The organism is Spirochaetota bacterium (assembly GCA_035477215.1).
In the GTDB taxonomy this organism is placed as follows: Bacteria; Spirochaetota; UBA4802; order UBA4802; family UBA5368; genus MVZN01.
Window position 1 is genome coordinate 117,462 of the sequence record DATIKU010000034.1, and the last position, 18,485, is coordinate 135,946.

Genomic DNA, 18,485 nt, shown 5'->3' on the forward strand with positions numbered 1-18,485 from the left:
ATAAGCTATGGTAAGCCTGGACGCCAACGGAATTTATTACAGAATGCTCAACCGGCACGTTCGCGAGGTTCTTGCGCGCGGCGAGCGGGAGGTGTTGATCAACAACGTGCTCGGCCAGCGTTACATCGGAGGGGGGCTGAACGCGAAGGCGCGGATACTCATCCACGGAACGCCCGGGCAGGACCTCGGCGCGTTCATGAACGGCCCGGAGATCGTCGTATTCGGCAACGCGCAGGACGGCACCGCCAATACCATGAACGCGGGAAAGATAGTTGTGCACGGCAAGGCCGGCGAAATACCGGGCCACTCGATGCGCGGCGGCAAGGTGTTCATCAAGGGAGACGTTGAGTATCGGGCCGGCATACACATGAAGGAATACCTCGAGCAGGTGCCCTGCCTGGTTATCGGTGGGACGACGAAGGACTACTGCGGCGAATACATGGCCGGCGGAAAGATCATCGTACTGAACCTCGAAAACCGCAAAGGCTCCCCGGTAGGGCACAGCGTGGGCACCGGTATACATGGAGGGGCCATCTTTATCCGCGGAGTCGTAGAGCCCTACCAGCTCGGCCCCGGCGCCGTCTTCGCCGATATCGACGCCGAAGATATGACGTTTCTTCAAAGCGCGCTCGGCGAGTTTTCCGAGGACCTCACGATCGAGCTGCCCGAAAGCATTTACGGTGAATTCGTAAAGATTACCCATAAAGGCCACCGGCCGTTTGAAAAGTTGTACACCCCGGGTATCAATATTCGTACCGACACGCCCCGGCACCTCAACCTGACGCCTCCGTGCACCTACAGCTGTCCGGCGATGATTCCGACGCCGGTTTATTTCAACCTGATCAGGGATGGGAAGCTGCGTGAGGCGCAGACGCTCATGGACGAGTTCACTCCTTTCAGAATGTCGGTCTGCGCTACCGTGTGTCCCGCACCCTGCATGCAGTCGTGCAGCAGGGCGATGATCGACGGTCCTCTCGAGATTCAGAAACTGGCGCGGGAGTTCTATCCCGATTTCAACCCCCTCCGGGCGAAAACGCGCCGTAAAGAAAGCGTCGCGTTAATAGGCGCGGGGCCGGCGGGCCTTTCGGCGGCGTGGCAGCTCGCCCGGCGCGGGTACGCGGTTTCGGTATACGACGCCGCGGACGACCTGGGCGGCAAGCTTCGCAAGGCGATACCGCGCGAGCGCCTTTCGGACGAAACGCTCGAGAAGGACATACGGCGAATCAGGTCCCTGCCCATAAAGTTCCACCTTAAACAGGCGGTCGACGCGGCGGCTTTCGGGAAAATCCGCGGGGCGAACGACCTGGTGCTCGCCGCCACCGGCGCTCATATATCGAAAACGATCCCCTTCGCCGGGGGTGAGCGGATTCTTTCGGGCCTGAAGTTCCTCGTCGATATAAACGAGGGCAGAAGTATGGATCTGCATGGCAGGGAACTGGTCGTTATCGGCGCGGGCAATGTGGGAATGGATATTGCGTGCGAGGCGTGGCGCCTTGGGGCTAAACGAGTAACGGCGATCGATGTTCAGAAGCCCCTGGCCTTCGGCAAAGAGCTGGACATGGCGCGAAAGCTCGGCACCGGAATACTGTGGCCCCGCCACATCGACCGGCTTGACGAGCGTCGCGTCTATTTCAAGGACGGGACCGACCTCAGGGCGGACGTTGTGATTTTCAGCATCGGCGAGTTGCCCGAATCCTCGTACCTGCCGGAGTCGGTGATGCGCGATGACAGAGGATATGTTATCACATCGGACAAATCGTTCAGGACAAGCGATGTCGCGATATACGCATGCGGCGATTTGTTAAAGCCGGGACTCGTCACGGACGCCATCGGGAGCGGCCGGCTCGCCGCCATGCAGATGCATGCTGCCTGCGCCGAGAAGCCCTTCGTTTATCCGGAGCGGCATCTCGTTCCTCGGAGGAGGATCCAGGCGGCCTATTTCGGAAGTGAATCGCGCGAGCTCGACCGCTGCATAAGCTGCGGAACCTGCGTCTTTTGCGATAAATGCGTCGATGCGTGTCCGCAGCGGGCGCTTTCGCGCAACGGCGAGATATTCACCATCGATTCGGTGCTGTGCACAGGCTGTTTCACCTGTGTCAATGTCTGTCCCAGGGGGGCGATTCAGGGCGATGATGTCGCCGATTTCGCACGGGATACGATGGAGAACGAGGGATAGGAAAAGGGGCGCGGGATGGCACCCCTTCAGGTGTCCTGTTTGATCACCTTTCGAAGGCTCTTCTCAAGATAATTAACATGCAGGATGATGAGCTTTTTGGCGGTCACCCCGTCGCGGGCTTCGATCGCCTCGATGATCTTCACATGATGTTCGTACAGGGCGCGCGAGCTCCCCTTTACCTTGCTGAGCTTCTCGCGGCTGTAGGGAAGGACCCCCCTGATGATAGACGATATGGCCTTGAGCATGTGGGAGAAGATGGTGTTGTTGGTGGCGTCGTACAGATCGTTGTAAAACTCGCCGTACAGCTTCCCCCCCTCCTTGGTCAGAATGATTTTGTCGATTCCCATGGCGTCGGCCCGGTCCTTGAACGCGTAGAGCTTTTTTATCTGTTTTTCCGTGGCGGTTTCCGCGGCGAGTGCGGCCGCCTCGGAATCGATGATCCTGCGCACGGTCAGGAGTTCCCAGATCTTTCTGTGGTCGACGAGAATCATGCCCTCGATGGGAGAGCGGAGCGCGTTGTCCACGACCGATTTGACGTATTTCCCCTTCCTGCCCTGTGATTCTATGAAGCCCTTGGCCTCCAGTAGTTTCATCGCTTCCCTGAGCGATATCCTGCTGATGCCGAAACGCCTGGTCATTTCGAGTTCGGATGGAAGCCTGTCTCCGGGCTTAAGGACCCCGGTCGTGATAAGCTCCACCACCTGGGTTACGACCATGCTGGGTATATCCGGGGCTTTTTCAATCCGGTTTATCGTGATATCAACGCTTTTCGCTCGTTTTTCCATCGCGCTCTCCGTCGGACTTTTTTTATACGGATCAGCTCAGACGCGTCCGGCATCCGAAATATTCCGCAACTTTGTTGAAAAATATATTATTACAAAATTAGTGCAACGGTTAAGCGACAGGTCCGATCCTTTATAATACGGTATAATATATCTCAATCTGTACAATATACAACAAAAACAAAATAAACGAGTCAATTCTTTTGAATACCTTTGTTCGGGCGCGCGGGAAGCCCCTTTTTCTTTACGCTTCTCCCGTGATCGGCCGCGAAAGCGGCCCGCACGCTTGGAATGCTCCGGATACCGGACGCGCAAATCGGAATATCGCTCTTTATTTTCCGGTCCGATCGATTGTATGACGGGCACGGGACGTTCCGATTGTGCGACGGCAATGCGTATTGTAATTGTGTAATACTATATATATGCAATTATGTCAACTAAAAATATTATAGTATGTGTGTGGCCCATCGGACCTCCCATCTGGGCGCCGGACAGGCTAAAGTCGCCGAAATTGGCAGCACAGTCGATTCCGTACAAAAATAATATAAAGAAGAAAATATTTGACAAAAGCGATTGCCGGTAATAAAATACTCTCGGGTTTTGATGAGACTGAATGATGCGTAAAGGAGTGACGCGTCATTCCCCGGAACACATCATCGAGGGCGACATGGAGGTGGGTGCATGATGACGAGGATGAGAAGCGGACGGGCGATCGCAATGGTGATGCTGTTCTTTGTCGCTTTGGCGGCGCTGCCGGTCTACGCTTATTTGGGAAGGAGCATCGACTATATTCCGATCGAGGTTGAGACGATCTCCCGCTTTACCGAAGACAGGATTGCCTATCAGCAGTTTCAGACCGCGCCGAATCTGGGAAGAGATGATTCGCTCGCGAGCCTTTTGATAATAAAAGACAGGAAGATGTATCTTCTTAAAGACGGATTCGATGATCCCCGGATCGTGCGTGCGCAACAGTTAATTATCGAAAAGCAGAGCGCTATCTTAGGGGATGTCTGGGTCAATAAAATCAACGACAAGCCGGATTATATCCGCATCACCGAGCGCCGCATCGAACTCATGAAGAATTTCGGAGAGGAATTCGTCTCCAAGCAGTTCGGGCCGTTTTATATCTCGGTCCGTAACGCGTTTCTCAATAAGCACATCGCGACGTTCAGGCAATTGATGAACGACAGGGCCGAGTCAGGCCTTGTCGTTGAGCGCATCCCCCTTCAGGCGCCGATATATATCGGCGCTCCTAATGAACAGACGAAGTATGCCACCTACGTTATCGGGAAGACCATTGATGAAAGACTGTACTATGCCATCGACGCGGACGGGGACGGCGTAACCGAAACATTTACCGTGAGCATTCCAGACGGGTTCCACTGGGGATACAAGTCGGGCCCCAATATCATCCTCATTTTAAACAATACCGACGAGGAAATCAAGGGGATTATAGGAAAGCTCGCTCACGAGGCGTACTACGGCACGCCGGACGAGGAGAAAAACATCATTCAGACCTTCCCCAAGGATTCGGATATCATACGGCAATTCAACCTCGACGCGGCCGTCAGGGCTTCCGATACCAAAAAGTAAAGTCAAATACCGGTATATGCAATCAGCAGAGCGGGGTCGAAAACCCGCTCTTGGCGTTTTAGCCGGCCCGAATGCCCGCCGCTTTCCTGAGTTCCTCGAGGAGGCGGTAGTCGTTGCCCTCTATCCCTCCCATCGCCACGCGGGGCTTGGTGGTGGGGCCGTGGAAGTCGGAGCCGGCGGTCACCAGAAGGCCGGTCTTCCGCGCATACGAAAGATAAAACTCGATATCTTCCGGCTCGTGATAGCTTGAAACTGCCTCGATGCCCAGGATGCCGTATTCGCGAATTATATCGAGCCATTCCTTTTCGCGCACGAATTTGGGATGTGCGAGGACCGGAACGCCGCCCGCGCTTTTTATCGCCTCTATTCCTTCGGCGGTCGATATGGATTCGAACGGCACATAAGCGGGTTTCCCCTCGAGCAGGTATTCGCGGTAGAAATGGAACAGTCGATTGTCCGCCTTGTCTCCTGTGATGTAATCGTCAAGACGCGGGTCGGAAGCGTTGTTCCAGTTTTCAAGAACCGCACGCATGATGGCGGTTGCGGTCGGCGCGCGCCCTTCCGCGATTTTCCATACCCAGTCTTCATCGAGTGCGAAGCCTATCGCATGGAGGGCTTTTATGCGGTTTTTGGCGACGGTGACGCGGCAGGCGTGGATCTTTTCCAGCGCAGAGTTGAGCCGCTCGTTGGTTTCGTCGATATAATAACCCAGAATATGCTGCTGCGAGCCGTCAACGGGGAAAACCGTGGTTACTTCGACGCCCGGCGCGTACTCGACGCCGTACCGTTCCGACGCGTCCGCGCAGTCGGCGATTGACTCGAGCGAATCGTGGTCGGTTATGGAAATCGCATGAAGGCCCGCCGCGCGGGCGATTGAGAACAGCTCATCGACGGAGTGATCGCCGTCCTCGCTGTAGCGGGAATGCATATGAAGATCGATGGTCTTCATCGGTACCGCGGGCGCGGCGAAGCGCCCGGCCTATTTCCAGTTTTTAATGGTATGAAGGAGTTTTAATCCGTCGTTTGTCGGGAGGAAGTCGAGCGGATCGAGCGGGATGTCGTTGCACCGGATCTCAAAGTGAAGATGGTTGCCGGTCGAAACCCCCGTGCTCCCGACCAGGCCGACTATTTGTCCCTTTTTGACGAAATCACCTTTTTTTACAAAAAGGGCCGAAAGGTGCGAGTATCTCGTGATAAAGCTGTTCCTGTGCTCGATGTCGATGGTGTTTCCGAAGCCTGCAAGATAGATTGAGCACACCACGCGGCCTTCCATCGACGCGCTCACCGGCTCCCCCCTCCGCGCGGGAATGTCCATGCCGGAGTGAAAGCGTCCGCCCCGCAGTCCCAGGACTGACGATACGTTTTTGACATCATCAATGGGCCAGATGAATTTATCGTCGGAGGTCTCAATTGCCGAGCGGGTGACCCCCCTGGCTGACAGTTTCTCGATATGGCCTTCGGAAAAGGGAACAAAGACATAGGTGCCATGGGACATCTTGCGGGCGGGATTTTCATTGATGGCGTGGACTTCGTCGACGGTGGTGCCGAATTCACGGGCAATCTGTACGAGCGTGCCGTTGGAGCTCATCATCGTCCACTTTCCAAGCCGTCCCCTGTATTCCTGAATCTCGGCATTATCGATAAAGACCTTTTCGCGCGCGCCGGCAATTCCAAAGCAGAACAGAAAAATAATAACGCAAATGACGCCTCTCCTCATTACTCGCTCTTTCACATTCAAACTCGAAAGCTTACGCTTTCTGCAGGGCCTGACTAAAACGGTTGACTCTTTCGATGTAATCGCCGAACCGGCGACTATCCCTTCCCAGGATGGCGGCATAATTTATCTGTAGAGCGCCGCCGTGCCCCTGAAACGCCATTTTCTTTCTATCAGCGGGAGCAAAGGTGTCAATAAAAAAAATGATTTCCGCGACCGGCATGAACGATGAAAAAAGGCCCCTGGAGGGGCCTTTGGCAAGCGCTCAAATCGGCGGGTGAAGCCGCCGGAATGCGTTTCGCGAAATCGCGCCTGCCGGAGTCGGGCGGCGCTTTCGCGAATGGGGCGTCAGGCTATGTGAATTTCCCGTTCTTTCGCCGCGGGCCGTATTCCCATGAGTCCGGCGAGTACGGCATTCCAGTTATAGTTTGCCAGCACGTTCCTTCGGGATTTTTCCCGCATGTCGATATAGCCCTCGAGGTCGTTTTCCATAAGGTCGATGATGTATTCGATCGCCCGGACCCATTCGGTCACGTCGGTTGATGAGGCGACCAGGCCGGTCTCGTTTCGAATGATTATCTCCTGCGGCCCCCCCGCTTCCGATACCACGGCCGGCAGTCCGCAGGCCTGCGCCTCGAGGACCGACATGCCGAAGGTGTCGGCGATGCTGGGAAACACGAACATATCGGAACCGGCGTAGACGTCGGGAAGTACCGATTGTTCGAGTTTGCCGGCAAAAACGACCCTGTCGTAGCCGCGCATGGTCTTTTTAATGGTCTCGATGTATGGACCGTCGCCGACCAGGAGCAGGTTGACGTTTTCCCTTTTGGCGGCGAGCCTCTTGTAGGCCTCCAGGAGCAGGTCGAGGTTTTTATCCTTCGACATCCTGCCCGTAAAGAGGATCGTGACGCCGTCGCGGATGCCGAAGCGCTCCATGAGCACGGTTTTGCCGGTGTCCTTCATCGAGAAAAAGTCACAATCGAGGCCGCGGCGGAATATCCTCATTTTGGAGCGGTCGTAGCCGCGCGATTCGATAATGTCCATGTATTCGTGCGTGGGCACGTGGATCTCGTCCATCGAGTTGTAAAACCATATCATCAGCCGCTCGAGGATATAGGGGATGATGCCGTTACCCACGACCGCCTTGGATTGCAGGTAGAAGTCGGTATGATAGATGCCGACCTTTTTTACGCGCAGGATGTTCGCCGCCATCAGTCCGAAAAGACCCACCGGCCCCGGTGTCGAGATGAATATCTCATCGGGCTTGCAGCTTCGAATGAGCTTGAGCGCGCGAATCAGCGCCGGGATCTTCAGCGTGTACTTGTCGTAGTACGGCAGTTTGAACGCGTAAAGGAACGGCAGGTTGACGAAGTTGGGCGGAAGCTCGTCGGTTATTTCCTCTTCGAGCAGGGAGGAGACCAGTTTGAGTTTAAGCTTCTTTTCGTGCGCGAGCCAGCCGAGCTTCTTCAGCGTTACCGAAGGCCCGTTGAGGTCGTTTATGGTGTCGGTGAACCAGAGGATGCGCTTTTCATGGTCGAGTTCACCGCCGGGATACGCGCCGGCCAGAGGCGAAAGGCCCTTCTGCTCGTCGAGAAAAAGGTATTTCACCGGCGAAAAGAAAGGCATGGAAAAGAAGAGCGAGGCGACCCCCTGGCCCGTTTCGATGGATTTATTTCTTCCGCCGGACCCCCCGGAAATTCTGGAGAATGCGGCGCCGATTTTATTCAAAAGCATGATCGTGGTCCTGTTATGGTGTTCATTTTAATGTGTCGAATCGGACCGTCGGGAACGCGCCTCAGCCGCGATCCTTCTCGAGGGATTCGAGATTGAGTTGACTTTTCTCGCGTTTGCTGATGCGCTGATAGAAGTATTCAACCAGCACCCAGAGGAATGCCGAGAGCCAGAATATAAAGAAGATTTCAAGTGCCGAGAATTTCATTGTAATTCCTCCTCTGTCATACTATTAAGCATAATGCGTGCCAGTTGTATTTTTAAAGCTCGTTGTAACCCCTCGTATTTCCAGGGGTTATAAGCGGTAGTGCGGCAGAGGATGGACTTCGCCCCTGTTTGTGGTCTTTTATTAATAACATTGTATCATATATGCAACAGTTCGGACATGTTGCCGGAGGGCACCTTGTCCTGAGAGCGGTGGCTTTTCGTGTTTAGGCTGTCCGGGCGGCGGAATGAATGCGGGGATTCTCTTCCAAAACAAGCGTAACAATGGGTTACAAGCCTTCGTTATGTGTTTTGGTAACTCTGTACAGGAGGAATCGGATCAACCGACACGATATTCCGTTCCGAAAAAGCATATCCGGACAATGTCCCAGAACCCGTTCATGGTTTCGACGTTGCGGGCGCACTGCGGACTCAACACCGCCTGGCGCAACGGGCTTTCAGGGGTCTGTGGCATTCCCGCGAGAAAAAGGGCCAGGTCGTTCCAGAAGGGATTGAAATAGTACAATCGACACGTTAACTGGTACCGGAATGATCATTTTCGGTCAAAAGGTTAATACTATTGTATGTTTTTAGATGTTTTTTTATTGACAAAAAAGAGAATCGTCGTTAATTAACCGATCAATTTAATCGCTTGGTTAATCATTGCCGCCTGTCAGACCCTCCATCGATTGAAGATCGGATAGATGTTCCGGGCCGGACAGTACGCCAGTCCGGCGGGTTGGTGCCGTCGTATAATAAAGGCACAGGCTGGGCGGATTTACGGGCCTTCCGGAGCCAAATATATAAAGAACGGGTTAACGTGATGTTAAACACCGATCAGATCCAGACGCGGGAGCGCATACTCCAGGCCGCCAAAAAGGAATTTGCCGAACGGGGATACGATGGAGCGCGGATGAGCTCCATCGCACGGCGGGCCGGGGTGAATCAAGCCCTTATCCATTATTATTTCGAGAACAAGGAGCAGCTATATGTCCGCGTTCTGCACCTCATCCTCGGTGTGGATAGGGAGCCCGAATTCAAGAACGAGGCCGCTTTCGAGGCCCTGACCCCTTCACAGCGACTGTACATGGTGCTCTATTTTCTCGTGCACACGCATCTTCAGGAGTACGACCGCGATTTCAACCGCATCATCGCGATCGAGCTGGCGCAGGGGCACCGCCATATCAGGGAGATCGTGGCGCGGTATTTCATCCCGCGGATGGAGCGCATCGAGAACACCATCGAGGAGGGGATACGCTCGGGCGAATTCGAGTGCGAAAATCCCATGCTCTTCGTGCTCAGCCTCATCTCGTTCGTCATCAATTATGGCGACCGCGAGAACTGGGAGGGCACCCCGTGGTTTGAGCGCATATACGGGCAAGGTTACAGGGACCGGGTGTTTTCGTTCCTTGTCAACCATACCTTCAAGGCGCTTTGTCGGTCGGGGAGAGGCCATGTCATCCCCTCCATCCCCGAAAAGGAGATGGAGGTGCTGAAAGATATCGTAGAGAAGACCAATTCCGATAGAAGAGGAGAAATCCGTGCATAAACAATTAAGGATTGGGGCCGTATTAGGTATTATCTGCCTCCTTCCGGGGGGCGCGCTCCCGGTCAGCGGCGAGGAAATGTCCGCAACGGGCGCCGAGAAAACGGCGACGATCACCATCGCCGGACACGTCATTACGCTGGAGCGGGCGATAGACCTCGTGCTCCGGAACAATCTTACGTTGCAGTCGGCGAAGTACAACGTGATTATGAGCGATAGCGACTACGAGCGTTTCAGCGGTAAATTTTCCCCCTCGCTGAACCTTGAGGGCGGGTACGCAAACCAGAAATCGCCGCCCACCGGCATGTCGGCGTTCACCGGAGACAGGCAGTACCAGTATGACGCGTCGGCTTCGATCTCGAAACTCTTTTCGAGCGGTACGACCATTTCGGCCGGGGTGAAAGAGGTGTTCTTCGACGCCAACGATCCCGGCGTACCTGCGTTCGGTATCGAGAAAACGCCCGCCTACCATAAACCGTCCCTCTTCGTGAGCCTGCAGCAGGAGCTGCTCCGCAACGCCTTCGGGCGCGGCGACCGCCTGCAGAAGGAGATGCTTAACAGCGCCGCGCAGATGCAGCGCGCCGCGATCATTAACGAGCTCTCGGGCCTTGTGGTCTCAACGCTAATCGATTACTGGACGATCACCGTGCAGAAATCGGCTGTGGAAAACGCCCGCCTCGAGCTTGAATCGGCGCGGCAGGTGCGCGACATCATCGCGCGTAACGCGCGCTACGGACTCGGCGAGCTGTACGATCTCAACCAGTACAACGCCCTGGTGGCATCGAGTGAGGCCGGGCTCGATGCGGCCGCCCAGCGCCACCGTGAGGCTGTGCGCAAGCTGGTGCGGACCATGAACATGCCGGCGGACACGAAGGTCGAGGGCGTAACAGACCTCGTGGACGCGCTCCCCGCGCTCGACGAGGACGCGGCGGTGAAGACCGCCTTCGAAAAGCGCGTGGATTACCGGAACGCCCGCCTGATGCTTGAGAACGCCGACCGGGAGCTCGGTTATCATAAGAACAACGCGCTCCCCTCGCTCGTCATAAGCATGGGGCTCAACACGCTCGGCCAGGATGAAAATTACAGCCCGGCCATGCGCGACACGGCCTCGGCGAAGTATCCATCCTGGGAGGCGCGAGCGAAGCTTACGTATCCGCTCGACGACCGCGAGTTGAAAGTCAACCTCCGCAACGCCGAGCTCAGGCGCCGCCAGGCCGCGATCGACCTTGACAGGACAAAGCTCGAGGTTCGCGACGACGTGCTGAATTCGCTCGAGCGGGTCAGGCTTCTGCATTCGTCGCTGGGCAAGGCGCGTACGGCGCGCAGCGAGTCCGAGTTATATTATCAGCGGCTGCTGGCGCGCTTCAGGCAGGGCAAGGCGACCGCGGTGAACGTAAAGTTCGCGCTCGACGCGCTGGTGCAGGCGCGCCAGGGCGAGCTCGAGGCGCTGGTGCAGTACAACGTGACGCTGCTCGGTTTCGACCTCGCCAAAAACGAGATATTCGACCGGTACAACGTGGATGTCGAAAAGTATATTCGGGTCGGCAAGGAGTAATCGGATGAATATCGCACAGTTTTCGATCAAACGCCCCATCTTTATAAGCTGCCTGGTCATATTAATGATGGTTACCGGCATGATCGGGTTGAACAGGATGGGAGTCGACCTGTTCCCGCCCATCGATTTCCCGGTGGTGACCGTCACCACCATCTATCCCGGCGCCACGCCGGAGGAGATAGAGAAGCTCATCTCGAAACCCCTGGAGGAGCAGGTGAGCACCATTTCGGGCATCAAACGGCTCTCATCGAGGAACCTCGAGGGCATATCGATCGTCGTCGCCGAGTTCACCTACGAGACCGACGTCAAATACGCCGAGCAGAAAATGCGCGAGAAGGTGGCCCTGGCGCGCAACAACCTGCCCGATGACCTCGAGGACGAGCCGCTGGTGCGGCAGTTCGATTTCACGAACATGCCCGTGCTCACACTCGCGGTGATGGCCGAGCTTCCCCCGGCTGAGATGTACGACCTTGTAAAGGAGAAAATCAAACCGCTCATCGAGCAGGCCGACGGCGTTGGGGAGGTTGTGATCTCGGGCGGCACCCGGCGCGAGATCCAGATAGAGCTGGACCGGGCCAAACTGAACGCCTACGAGATCCCGGCGTCCACCGTCGCGGAGAACATACGAAATTCGGGGGCGAATGTTCCGATCGGCAAGTTTGACCGCGGCGGGCAGTCCACCATCTTCAAAACGGTCGGTGAGTTCAACGCCATCGAGCAGATCAGGAAGTCGGTGGTGAACTTCGCAGGCGATGTGGCGAACGCGGTGACCGTAGACAGGATCGGCACGGTGCGCGACGGCACCGAGGACATCGCAACGCTCACCTATCTCTACTATCCGGTGAAGGACAAAAAGAAAAAGTCGTTTTTCGGCAAAAAAGACGGGAAGAAGGCCGAGAAGGAGACGCGCCCCTGCATCATCCTCGACGTCTACAAGCAGTCGGGGGCAAACTCGGTGGCGGTTGCCGACAGGGTCGTGAAGCGGATCGACCGGGTCAACGAGGTCATCAGGGCGCACGCCGGAAATCCGCGCCTCGTGTTCGTGTACGATACGGCGAAGTGGATACGCAGCAATATCGCGGACGTTCAGGAGACCATGATCATCGGTATCATTCTCGCGGTCATCGTTGTGTATTTTTTCCTGGGGAACGTCCGCTCGACAATTATCACGGGAATCGCCATACCGAACTCCATCCTCGGGGCCTTTGTCATCATGTATTTCATGGGGTTTACCATTAACATCATGACGCTCATGGCCCTTTCGCTTTCGGTGGGCCTGCTCGTGGACGACGCGATCGTGGTACGCGAGAACATCTTCCGAAAACTCGAATCGGGCATGCCCGCCTTCAAGGCGGCCGCCGTGGGCACGACCGAGGTGATGCTCGCGGTGCTCGCCACGACGCTCACCATCATCGCGGTGTTTCTGCCGATCGGATTTCTGCAGGGCATTGTGGGCCGCTTCTTTCACCAGTTCGGGCTTGCGGTGGTGTTCGCCATGTGCATCAGCCTCTTCGACGCGCTCACGGTGGCGCCGCTGTTGTCCGCGTATTTTGCGGGGACCGGCGCCAAGGCGAAGAATCGCCTTGTCGTCTGGTTCGACCGCCTTCAGGATCGCATCGACGGGCTGTACGCGAAGGTCCTGGCATTCAGCGTCAACCGGCCGATCATGGTCATCGCGGCGACCTCGCTTGTCTTTTTCCTGAGCATAGGGGCTTTCGGCGTTATAGGCAAGACGTTCAGCCCGGATGCCGACGAAAACGAGGTGATGATCAACTTCGAGATGCCCTCGGGCGCGAGCGTCCATGGAACGATGGAGGTGGCGCAAAAGATCGCGGAGAAGATGAAGGGCGTCCCCGAAATAGACTACATGACGATCAAGGCCGGTAACGATCAGGGCGAGTACAATCTGGGCGTGGTGGGGGTGTTTTTCGTCACCCGGTCCGAGGGCAGAAAGCGCCACAGCGTCGAGGTCAAGAAGGATATACGAAAGCTGCTTGAAGAGTTCGCCTTCGTGCAACCCTCGGTGGACGAATACAACGCGACTGGCGGGGGGACCGAAAAGCCGTTCATCCTCAACATTACGGGTGAGGACCTGGGTGTTTTACAGAATTATTCGGTCGCGGTCGTCGAGCGGCTGAGGAAATTCAAGGACCTCGCCGAGGTTTCCTCCAGCTATAAGAAAGGAAAGCCTGAATTCCAGGTGGTGCTCGATAATCAGCGGATGCAGGCTCTGGGCGTGAACCACAGGATGGCGGGGATGGAACTGCGCTACCATGTGGAGGGCGGTGTTGTGGGCAAATTCCGCGAGAGGGGGCTGGAATACGACGTACGTATGCGCCTTAAGCCCGAGCAGCGCGACCTCAGGCAGACCTTCCACGAAACGCGCGTTCCCAACGTACAGATGGAAATGATACCCCTTTCCGCGATCGCGATGGGAAAGGACGCGGTTGGCCCGGCGAAGATACTCCGGCAGGACCGTGCGCGCGTGGTCCAGGTTATGGCGAACATCGCCCCGGGAGGCGCGGTGGGCACCGCGATCGAGGAGACGCGGAAGCTCCTCGAAAAGGACCTGCCAATGCCCGAAGGTGTGGGGTACTCGTTCGTGGGCCAGGCGGACGCCTTCGAGGACATGGTGTCGAACATCATGTTCGCCTTCATGCTTTCGCTCCTCTTCATCTACCTGGTGCTGGCGAGTCTTTACGAGTCGTTCATCACGCCGGTAACCATCTTCATGGCGCTGCCGCCGGCGCTCTCCGGCGCGTTCCTCTCGCTCTTCGTTACCGGGCTCAACATGGACATGTTCAGCATGATCGGCATCATCATGCTGCTGGGGCTGGTCACCAAGAACTCGATTCTGCTGGTGGACTTCGCCCTGGTGGGGGTGCGTTCGGGGCTCGAGCGCAAGGAGGCGATACGGCGCGCCGGCATGGTGCGGCTGCGCCCCATCCTCATGACCACCTTCGCGATGCTCGCGGGGACGCTGCCGCTCGCGCTCGGAGTCGGCGAGGCGGCGCAGTACCGGCAGAGCATGGGCGTGGTCATCATCGGAGGTCTCATCATCTCGACGCTCATCACGCTCATCGTTGTGCCGGCGGTCTTCGAGTACGTGGACCGCTTCCGCGAGGCGATAGAAGGCCGGTTTCGGCCGGAGGAGGCGGTCGCGGGATCGGTGAAGGACGCGTTCGATAACGGCGTGCAGTTCGCTCCCGCGGTCGAGCTTCCTCCCGTCGCGCGGATAAAAGAAAAGTTGAAGGAAAAAGTGAAGGACCGCCTGAAGAAGAGGAAGTGACGCGGCGACGAAACAAGACTCGCATAACACACTGAGAAAACGGGGCCGGGAGGCCCCGTTTTTTTGCGCGCCAGCGAGCGAGGTCACGTGACCTCGCTCGCTGGAAAATGATCCATGAAAAATCATGTTCGTCATATTATATGACAGACAGAAAAAGGTGATTAATGCTATTGATCGAGGATAGACGATGATCGGTTGTGGCTTGTAAACAACGCATTCTGGAAGGTGGCCATGAACAAAAGTCTGCTCCTGGGTCTCGCCGTTATTGTCTGTCTGTCCGCCTGCCCCCTCTCCGCGGCCGAGAAGATGCAGGTGGCGGTACTGGAGCTCCAGCCCAGGGGGGTATCGAAGATCGTTACCGGGGCGGTGAGCGACATCATCCGCTCGGAGATGGTGAAGACGGGCCTCTTCACCGTGGTGGAGCGCGCCCAGATGAACGAGATACTGAAAGAGCAGGGCTTCCAGATGACCGGCTGCACCGACCAGGCATGCGCGGTGCAGGTGGGAAAGCTCCTCTCGGCGCGGAAGATCCTGGTGGGCGAGGTCAACCGGGTGGGAAAGGCTTTCATGATCACGGTGCGCATAGTGGACGTGGAGAAGGGCGTGTCGGAGTTTGCGGCGAACGAGAAAGCGGAGAACGAGGACGTGCTGGATAAAGCCGGCGCCGGCATAACGCGAAAACTCGCGCAAAATATAGTGGAAGGAAACGAAGAGTACTTCGTGGAGCGAAAGACCCGCTCCGGCTATTACACCCGGGCCATCGTGCCGGGCTGGGGGCAGTTTTACGCGGACCGGGACACGAAGGGCTATGTGTTTCTGGGGAGCTTCGCCCTGTCGGCCGGTTTCGCGGTGTTCAGCTACATGAGGTATTCCGGGGCTGCCGACGACTACAGTTCCGTGCCTCGGGGGGCGCCGCAGAGCGAGTTCGATTCCAAGTACGACGCCAAGGTGAAGGCGGCCAACCTGTTCATGGTGGCCGGGGGAATCACGGCGTTGATGTACGCGGCGCACTGGGTGGACATTCTCTTCTTCTCCAAGCCCGAGTTCGGGGAGAAGTCGGCAGCGCGTGGTGAAGAAGGCCCGTTTCGCCTGGACGTGGTGTACTCGAACGCCAGCGGCCCGGAACGAATTGTGTACGGGAGCGCGGTGGCGAGGTTTTAGGGAGCATGCGGAATGGTGATGGAAGGCGTATGCCGCTGCGGTGATGGGCGACTTTATATACGCGCAATGATAAAGATGTTCGGGGAAAGGAAATAACCAGGAGGAAGCTCATGAAGAAACGAGTATTCCGGATAGTGATTCTGCTCGGCGTCGTTGTAAGCCTGTGCCGCTTTGACTGCGGATTGGTAAATACGGCACGTGACAATCCTAACGATAGCTCCAGCGGTGGGTACCTGGAAAGCCGGATGGCCCTTTCGTTGTCAACGGGGGAGGTTATCAACCGGGATGATATTTGGTCCTGTCAGTATGGGAACAGATGCCAACCGTCGTTGATCACTCTCGTTTTCAATGTTACCAACAACGGCTCCGGTCCCCTTATACTCAGCGGGACGCCGAGGGTGTCCTTGGCCGGTTCTTCGACCTATACGGTTCTCCTGCAGCCCAGCGGCATCATTGCGGCCGGGAATACGACATCGTTCGAAATCAGGTTCAACTCCGATTGCGCCCATGTTAACAGAAGTACACTCGTTTCCATTCCCACGAATGACGGCACGTTTACATTTGAAATAGAAATGGTCCATGTCTGTGTCAATCCGGGCGGTGTTGGATCGCGGCCACCACCCTGTGATGTTCAGACATGTGACGGTGAATGTGTAAACCAGGTCGTCTGGGGGTCGCCCTGTCAGGCCCTGTAATGGGGACAGGACGTCATGTGAAAATCCTCGTCGGGCCGGGAGATTCACCATAGTGTAAGCGGGCGAGATCGCGTGACCATCGCCCGCATAGTAAATGTTAAAATCAATCATTTGAAAAACCATCGCATTCATCGGCGATACAACACCATGTGTTTAGGCCCAAGCCGTGTTTAATCCATTGCCGTTCGATGTATGCGACGTGTCGCATACAATCATCGCGGTCGCGAATGATGTGGTCGTGGAACGACGATTGCCATCCGCAGGCGGGGTCCCGTGACCCCGCCTTCGATAAAACGTAACCCCACCTTCGACTGCCGGTGAGGAGAAAATAATCATTATAATCTTAGATTTCCCTCCCCTCGTCAAACTGTTTGACAGACAAATTCTCTGCCGTATGCGACCCTCCCATTTGTCGAGCCGTAAATACCGGAGCCTGCGTCGATCGCCGAAAAACAATTACCGGGGCTCGTGGATACTACCATCCAGTGCTTGGAGGTAGCGCGGTGAAAACATATCGAATTACAGGAGTATCGGTGCTGGCGTGTCTGCTTGTGCTTTCATGCAGCGGTAACGTAACGCTTCGTAAAACCGAATACCGGAAAGTGGAAAAGGTGCATGCGGTGTGGAAAAAGACGGCGGATATAGAATTTAAAACTATCGGAAGTGTTATTGGCGCGAGCCTGGTCGGGCTTGGAGGTTTGCTGACGGTGCCGGCCGGGTATGCGATAGAAAGGGCCTCGACGGGGAGTGTGGAGGACAAGCGGATCGTTCCGGACCTCGGCGAGCTCGTTCTTAAAAAACTGGTCGAGGCGGCCTCGGCACAGATGCCGGCATGGCCGCCGACGGTGCTCGAGAAGCGGCCCGTCGGGAAGAAATACGAGAACAGGGACGAATCGGTACTCGTTGTCGAGGTGTCGCAGTTCTGGGTAACCCTGTATGGAGGATTGACCATCACGACCAGGGCCACACTGTATGACAAAACGGGAAAAAAGATATGGAGCAGGGATTTCTGGTACAGATCGCGGGATTTCGGGGTCAAGAAATCGCTTCAGGAGTATTCGGCCGATCAGGCGAAGCTATTGATAGCGGAAATGCCCTTCGCTGCGGAAAAGATCGCGCTGGAACTGGCGAAGGATTTGAAGAAAGTGAAGGATGATACCGCCGGAGGAGACCGGTCCCGCGTCAACGGAAACGATGCCGATGAATGAGCGCCGGTGATATTTGTATCGACAAAATCGCGCTTGGATGTCACAGATCAAGCTTTCGAGGTGTATTGATTGAACACCGCACACCATCCCCCGGTCAAGCTCGCGATCGTCGACGACGACGCCGGCTACCGCGCGTCGCTGCGCGAGCTCCTCGGCGGGGAAAGCGAGATAGTGCTCTACCGCGAGTACGACTGCGGGCGCGATTTCATCCGCGACATCGGTTCGCCCTTCAGGCCGGACGTGTGCCTCATCGACGTGGTGCTGAAGGACATGTCGGGCGTGGAGTGCGCGAAGCGCCTGCGCAAAAAGCGCCCCGAGGCGCGCATCATCATCATGACCGCCTATCCCGAGATCGAGAGCTTCAACGAGGCCCGGAGCATCGGGGCCGATTACATCGAAAAGAACTCGCGGTCCGAGGCGCTATTGAAGAAGATCATACTCTCCACGCTGCCGGACCACCGCAAAAGCATCTTCTCGATCGATTCGTCGCTCCTCAGCGAAAAGAGCGTGGGGCTGATGCGCGAGCTTCGCGAGGTGCGCAGGCGCTACGAAACGCTTTCTCCCGCGCAGGCGCGGATACTCGAGATGAAGCGCTCGGGGATGTCGGTGGACGAAATCGCGGCCGCCATGGGCGTACACCGCGGCACGGTCGCGACACAGCTCTCCCGCGCGTACGAGAAGCTGAACCTTCCCGACCTGATGGACTTTATCGACGGGGACTGAGCCGCGGCCTGAGCGATATCATGGCGAGAGTGCCCTTTCCCGGCGACGAGAACACGTCGAACACGGCGCCCGACACCCGCGCGATCTCCCCGATGAGGCCGAACCCGT

The 18,485-nt window shown here is 56.6% G+C and carries 13 protein-coding genes; 8 read left to right on the plus strand and 5 right to left on the minus strand.

The window, feature by feature from the left end; genetic code table 11:
- Window positions 1-7 precede the first annotated feature (7 nt).
- Window positions 8-2,176, plus strand: a complete 2,169-nt coding sequence (locus VLM75_08130; protein ID HSV96885.1) for an FAD-dependent oxidoreductase — start codon at window positions 8-10, stop codon at window positions 2,174-2,176.
- A 26-nt stretch (window positions 2,177-2,202) separates the two neighbouring features.
- Here VLM75_08130 and VLM75_08135 read toward each other — a convergent pair whose 3' ends face one another.
- A complete protein-coding gene (locus VLM75_08135; protein ID HSV96886.1) occupies window positions 2,203-2,961 on the minus strand; it encodes an FCD domain-containing protein in 759 nt (252 codons plus the stop codon).
- A 678-nt stretch (window positions 2,962-3,639) separates the two neighbouring features.
- On the opposite strand from VLM75_08135, the gene VLM75_08140 reads away from it, so the two are divergent.
- Window positions 3,640-4,551 (plus strand): hypothetical protein, encoded by a 912-nt coding sequence (locus VLM75_08140; GenBank protein ID HSV96887.1) that lies wholly within the window; start codon window positions 3,640-3,642, stop codon window positions 4,549-4,551.
- 58 nt (window positions 4,552-4,609) lie between these two features.
- Here the strand turns inward: VLM75_08140 and VLM75_08145 are convergent, their stop codons facing one another.
- The 4 genes from VLM75_08145 to VLM75_08160 form a co-directional block, all read right to left on the minus strand.
- The gene (locus VLM75_08145; protein HSV96888.1) at window positions 4,610-5,500 is read right to left on the minus strand and encodes a PHP domain-containing protein; all 891 of its coding nucleotides are present in this window, start codon (window positions 5,498-5,500) and stop codon (window positions 4,610-4,612) included.
- A gap of 30 nt (window positions 5,501-5,530) precedes the next feature.
- Window positions 5,531-6,283, minus strand: coding sequence for a M23 family metallopeptidase (locus VLM75_08150; GenBank protein HSV96889.1), 753 nt, complete (start codon window positions 6,281-6,283; stop codon window positions 5,531-5,533).
- Window positions 6,284-6,613: 330 nt separating this feature from the next.
- Window positions 6,614-7,999: a glycosyltransferase gene (locus VLM75_08155; GenBank protein HSV96890.1), complete on the minus strand. Its 1,386-nt coding sequence runs from the start codon at window positions 7,997-7,999 to the stop codon at window positions 6,614-6,616.
- A gap of 61 nt (window positions 8,000-8,060) precedes the next feature.
- Window positions 8,061-8,204 (minus strand): hypothetical protein, encoded by a 144-nt coding sequence (locus VLM75_08160; protein HSV96891.1) that lies wholly within the window; start codon window positions 8,202-8,204, stop codon window positions 8,061-8,063.
- 819 nt (window positions 8,205-9,023) lie between these two features.
- Here VLM75_08160 and VLM75_08165 point away from each other — a divergent pair.
- The 6 genes from VLM75_08165 (at window position 9,024) to VLM75_08190 (ending at window position 18,377) form a co-directional block, all read left to right on the plus strand.
- Window positions 9,024-9,749: a TetR/AcrR family transcriptional regulator gene (locus VLM75_08165; GenBank protein HSV96892.1), complete on the plus strand. Its 726-nt coding sequence runs from the start codon at window positions 9,024-9,026 to the stop codon at window positions 9,747-9,749.
- Window positions 9,742-11,301 (plus strand): TolC family protein, encoded by a 1,560-nt coding sequence (locus VLM75_08170; protein HSV96893.1) that lies wholly within the window; start codon window positions 9,742-9,744, stop codon window positions 11,299-11,301. The genes VLM75_08165 and VLM75_08170 overlap by 8 nt, the downstream gene beginning before the upstream one ends.
- A gap of 4 nt (window positions 11,302-11,305) precedes the next feature.
- The gene (locus tag VLM75_08175; GenBank protein HSV96894.1) at window positions 11,306-14,590 is read left to right on the plus strand and encodes an efflux RND transporter permease subunit; all 3,285 of its coding nucleotides are present in this window, start codon (window positions 11,306-11,308) and stop codon (window positions 14,588-14,590) included.
- Between the two features lie 231 nt (window positions 14,591-14,821).
- The gene (locus VLM75_08180) at window positions 14,822-15,751 is read left to right on the plus strand and encodes a CsgG/HfaB family protein (protein HSV96895.1); all 930 of its coding nucleotides are present in this window, start codon (window positions 14,822-14,824) and stop codon (window positions 15,749-15,751) included.
- Window positions 15,752-16,949: 1,198 nt separating this feature from the next.
- Window positions 16,950-17,654: a hypothetical protein gene (locus VLM75_08185; GenBank protein ID HSV96896.1), complete on the plus strand. Its 705-nt coding sequence runs from the start codon at window positions 16,950-16,952 to the stop codon at window positions 17,652-17,654.
- A 69-nt stretch (window positions 17,655-17,723) separates the two neighbouring features.
- Window positions 17,724-18,377: a response regulator transcription factor gene (locus VLM75_08190; protein ID HSV96897.1), complete on the plus strand. Its 654-nt coding sequence runs from the start codon at window positions 17,724-17,726 to the stop codon at window positions 18,375-18,377.
- The last annotated feature ends 108 nt before the right edge of the window (window positions 18,378-18,485 follow it).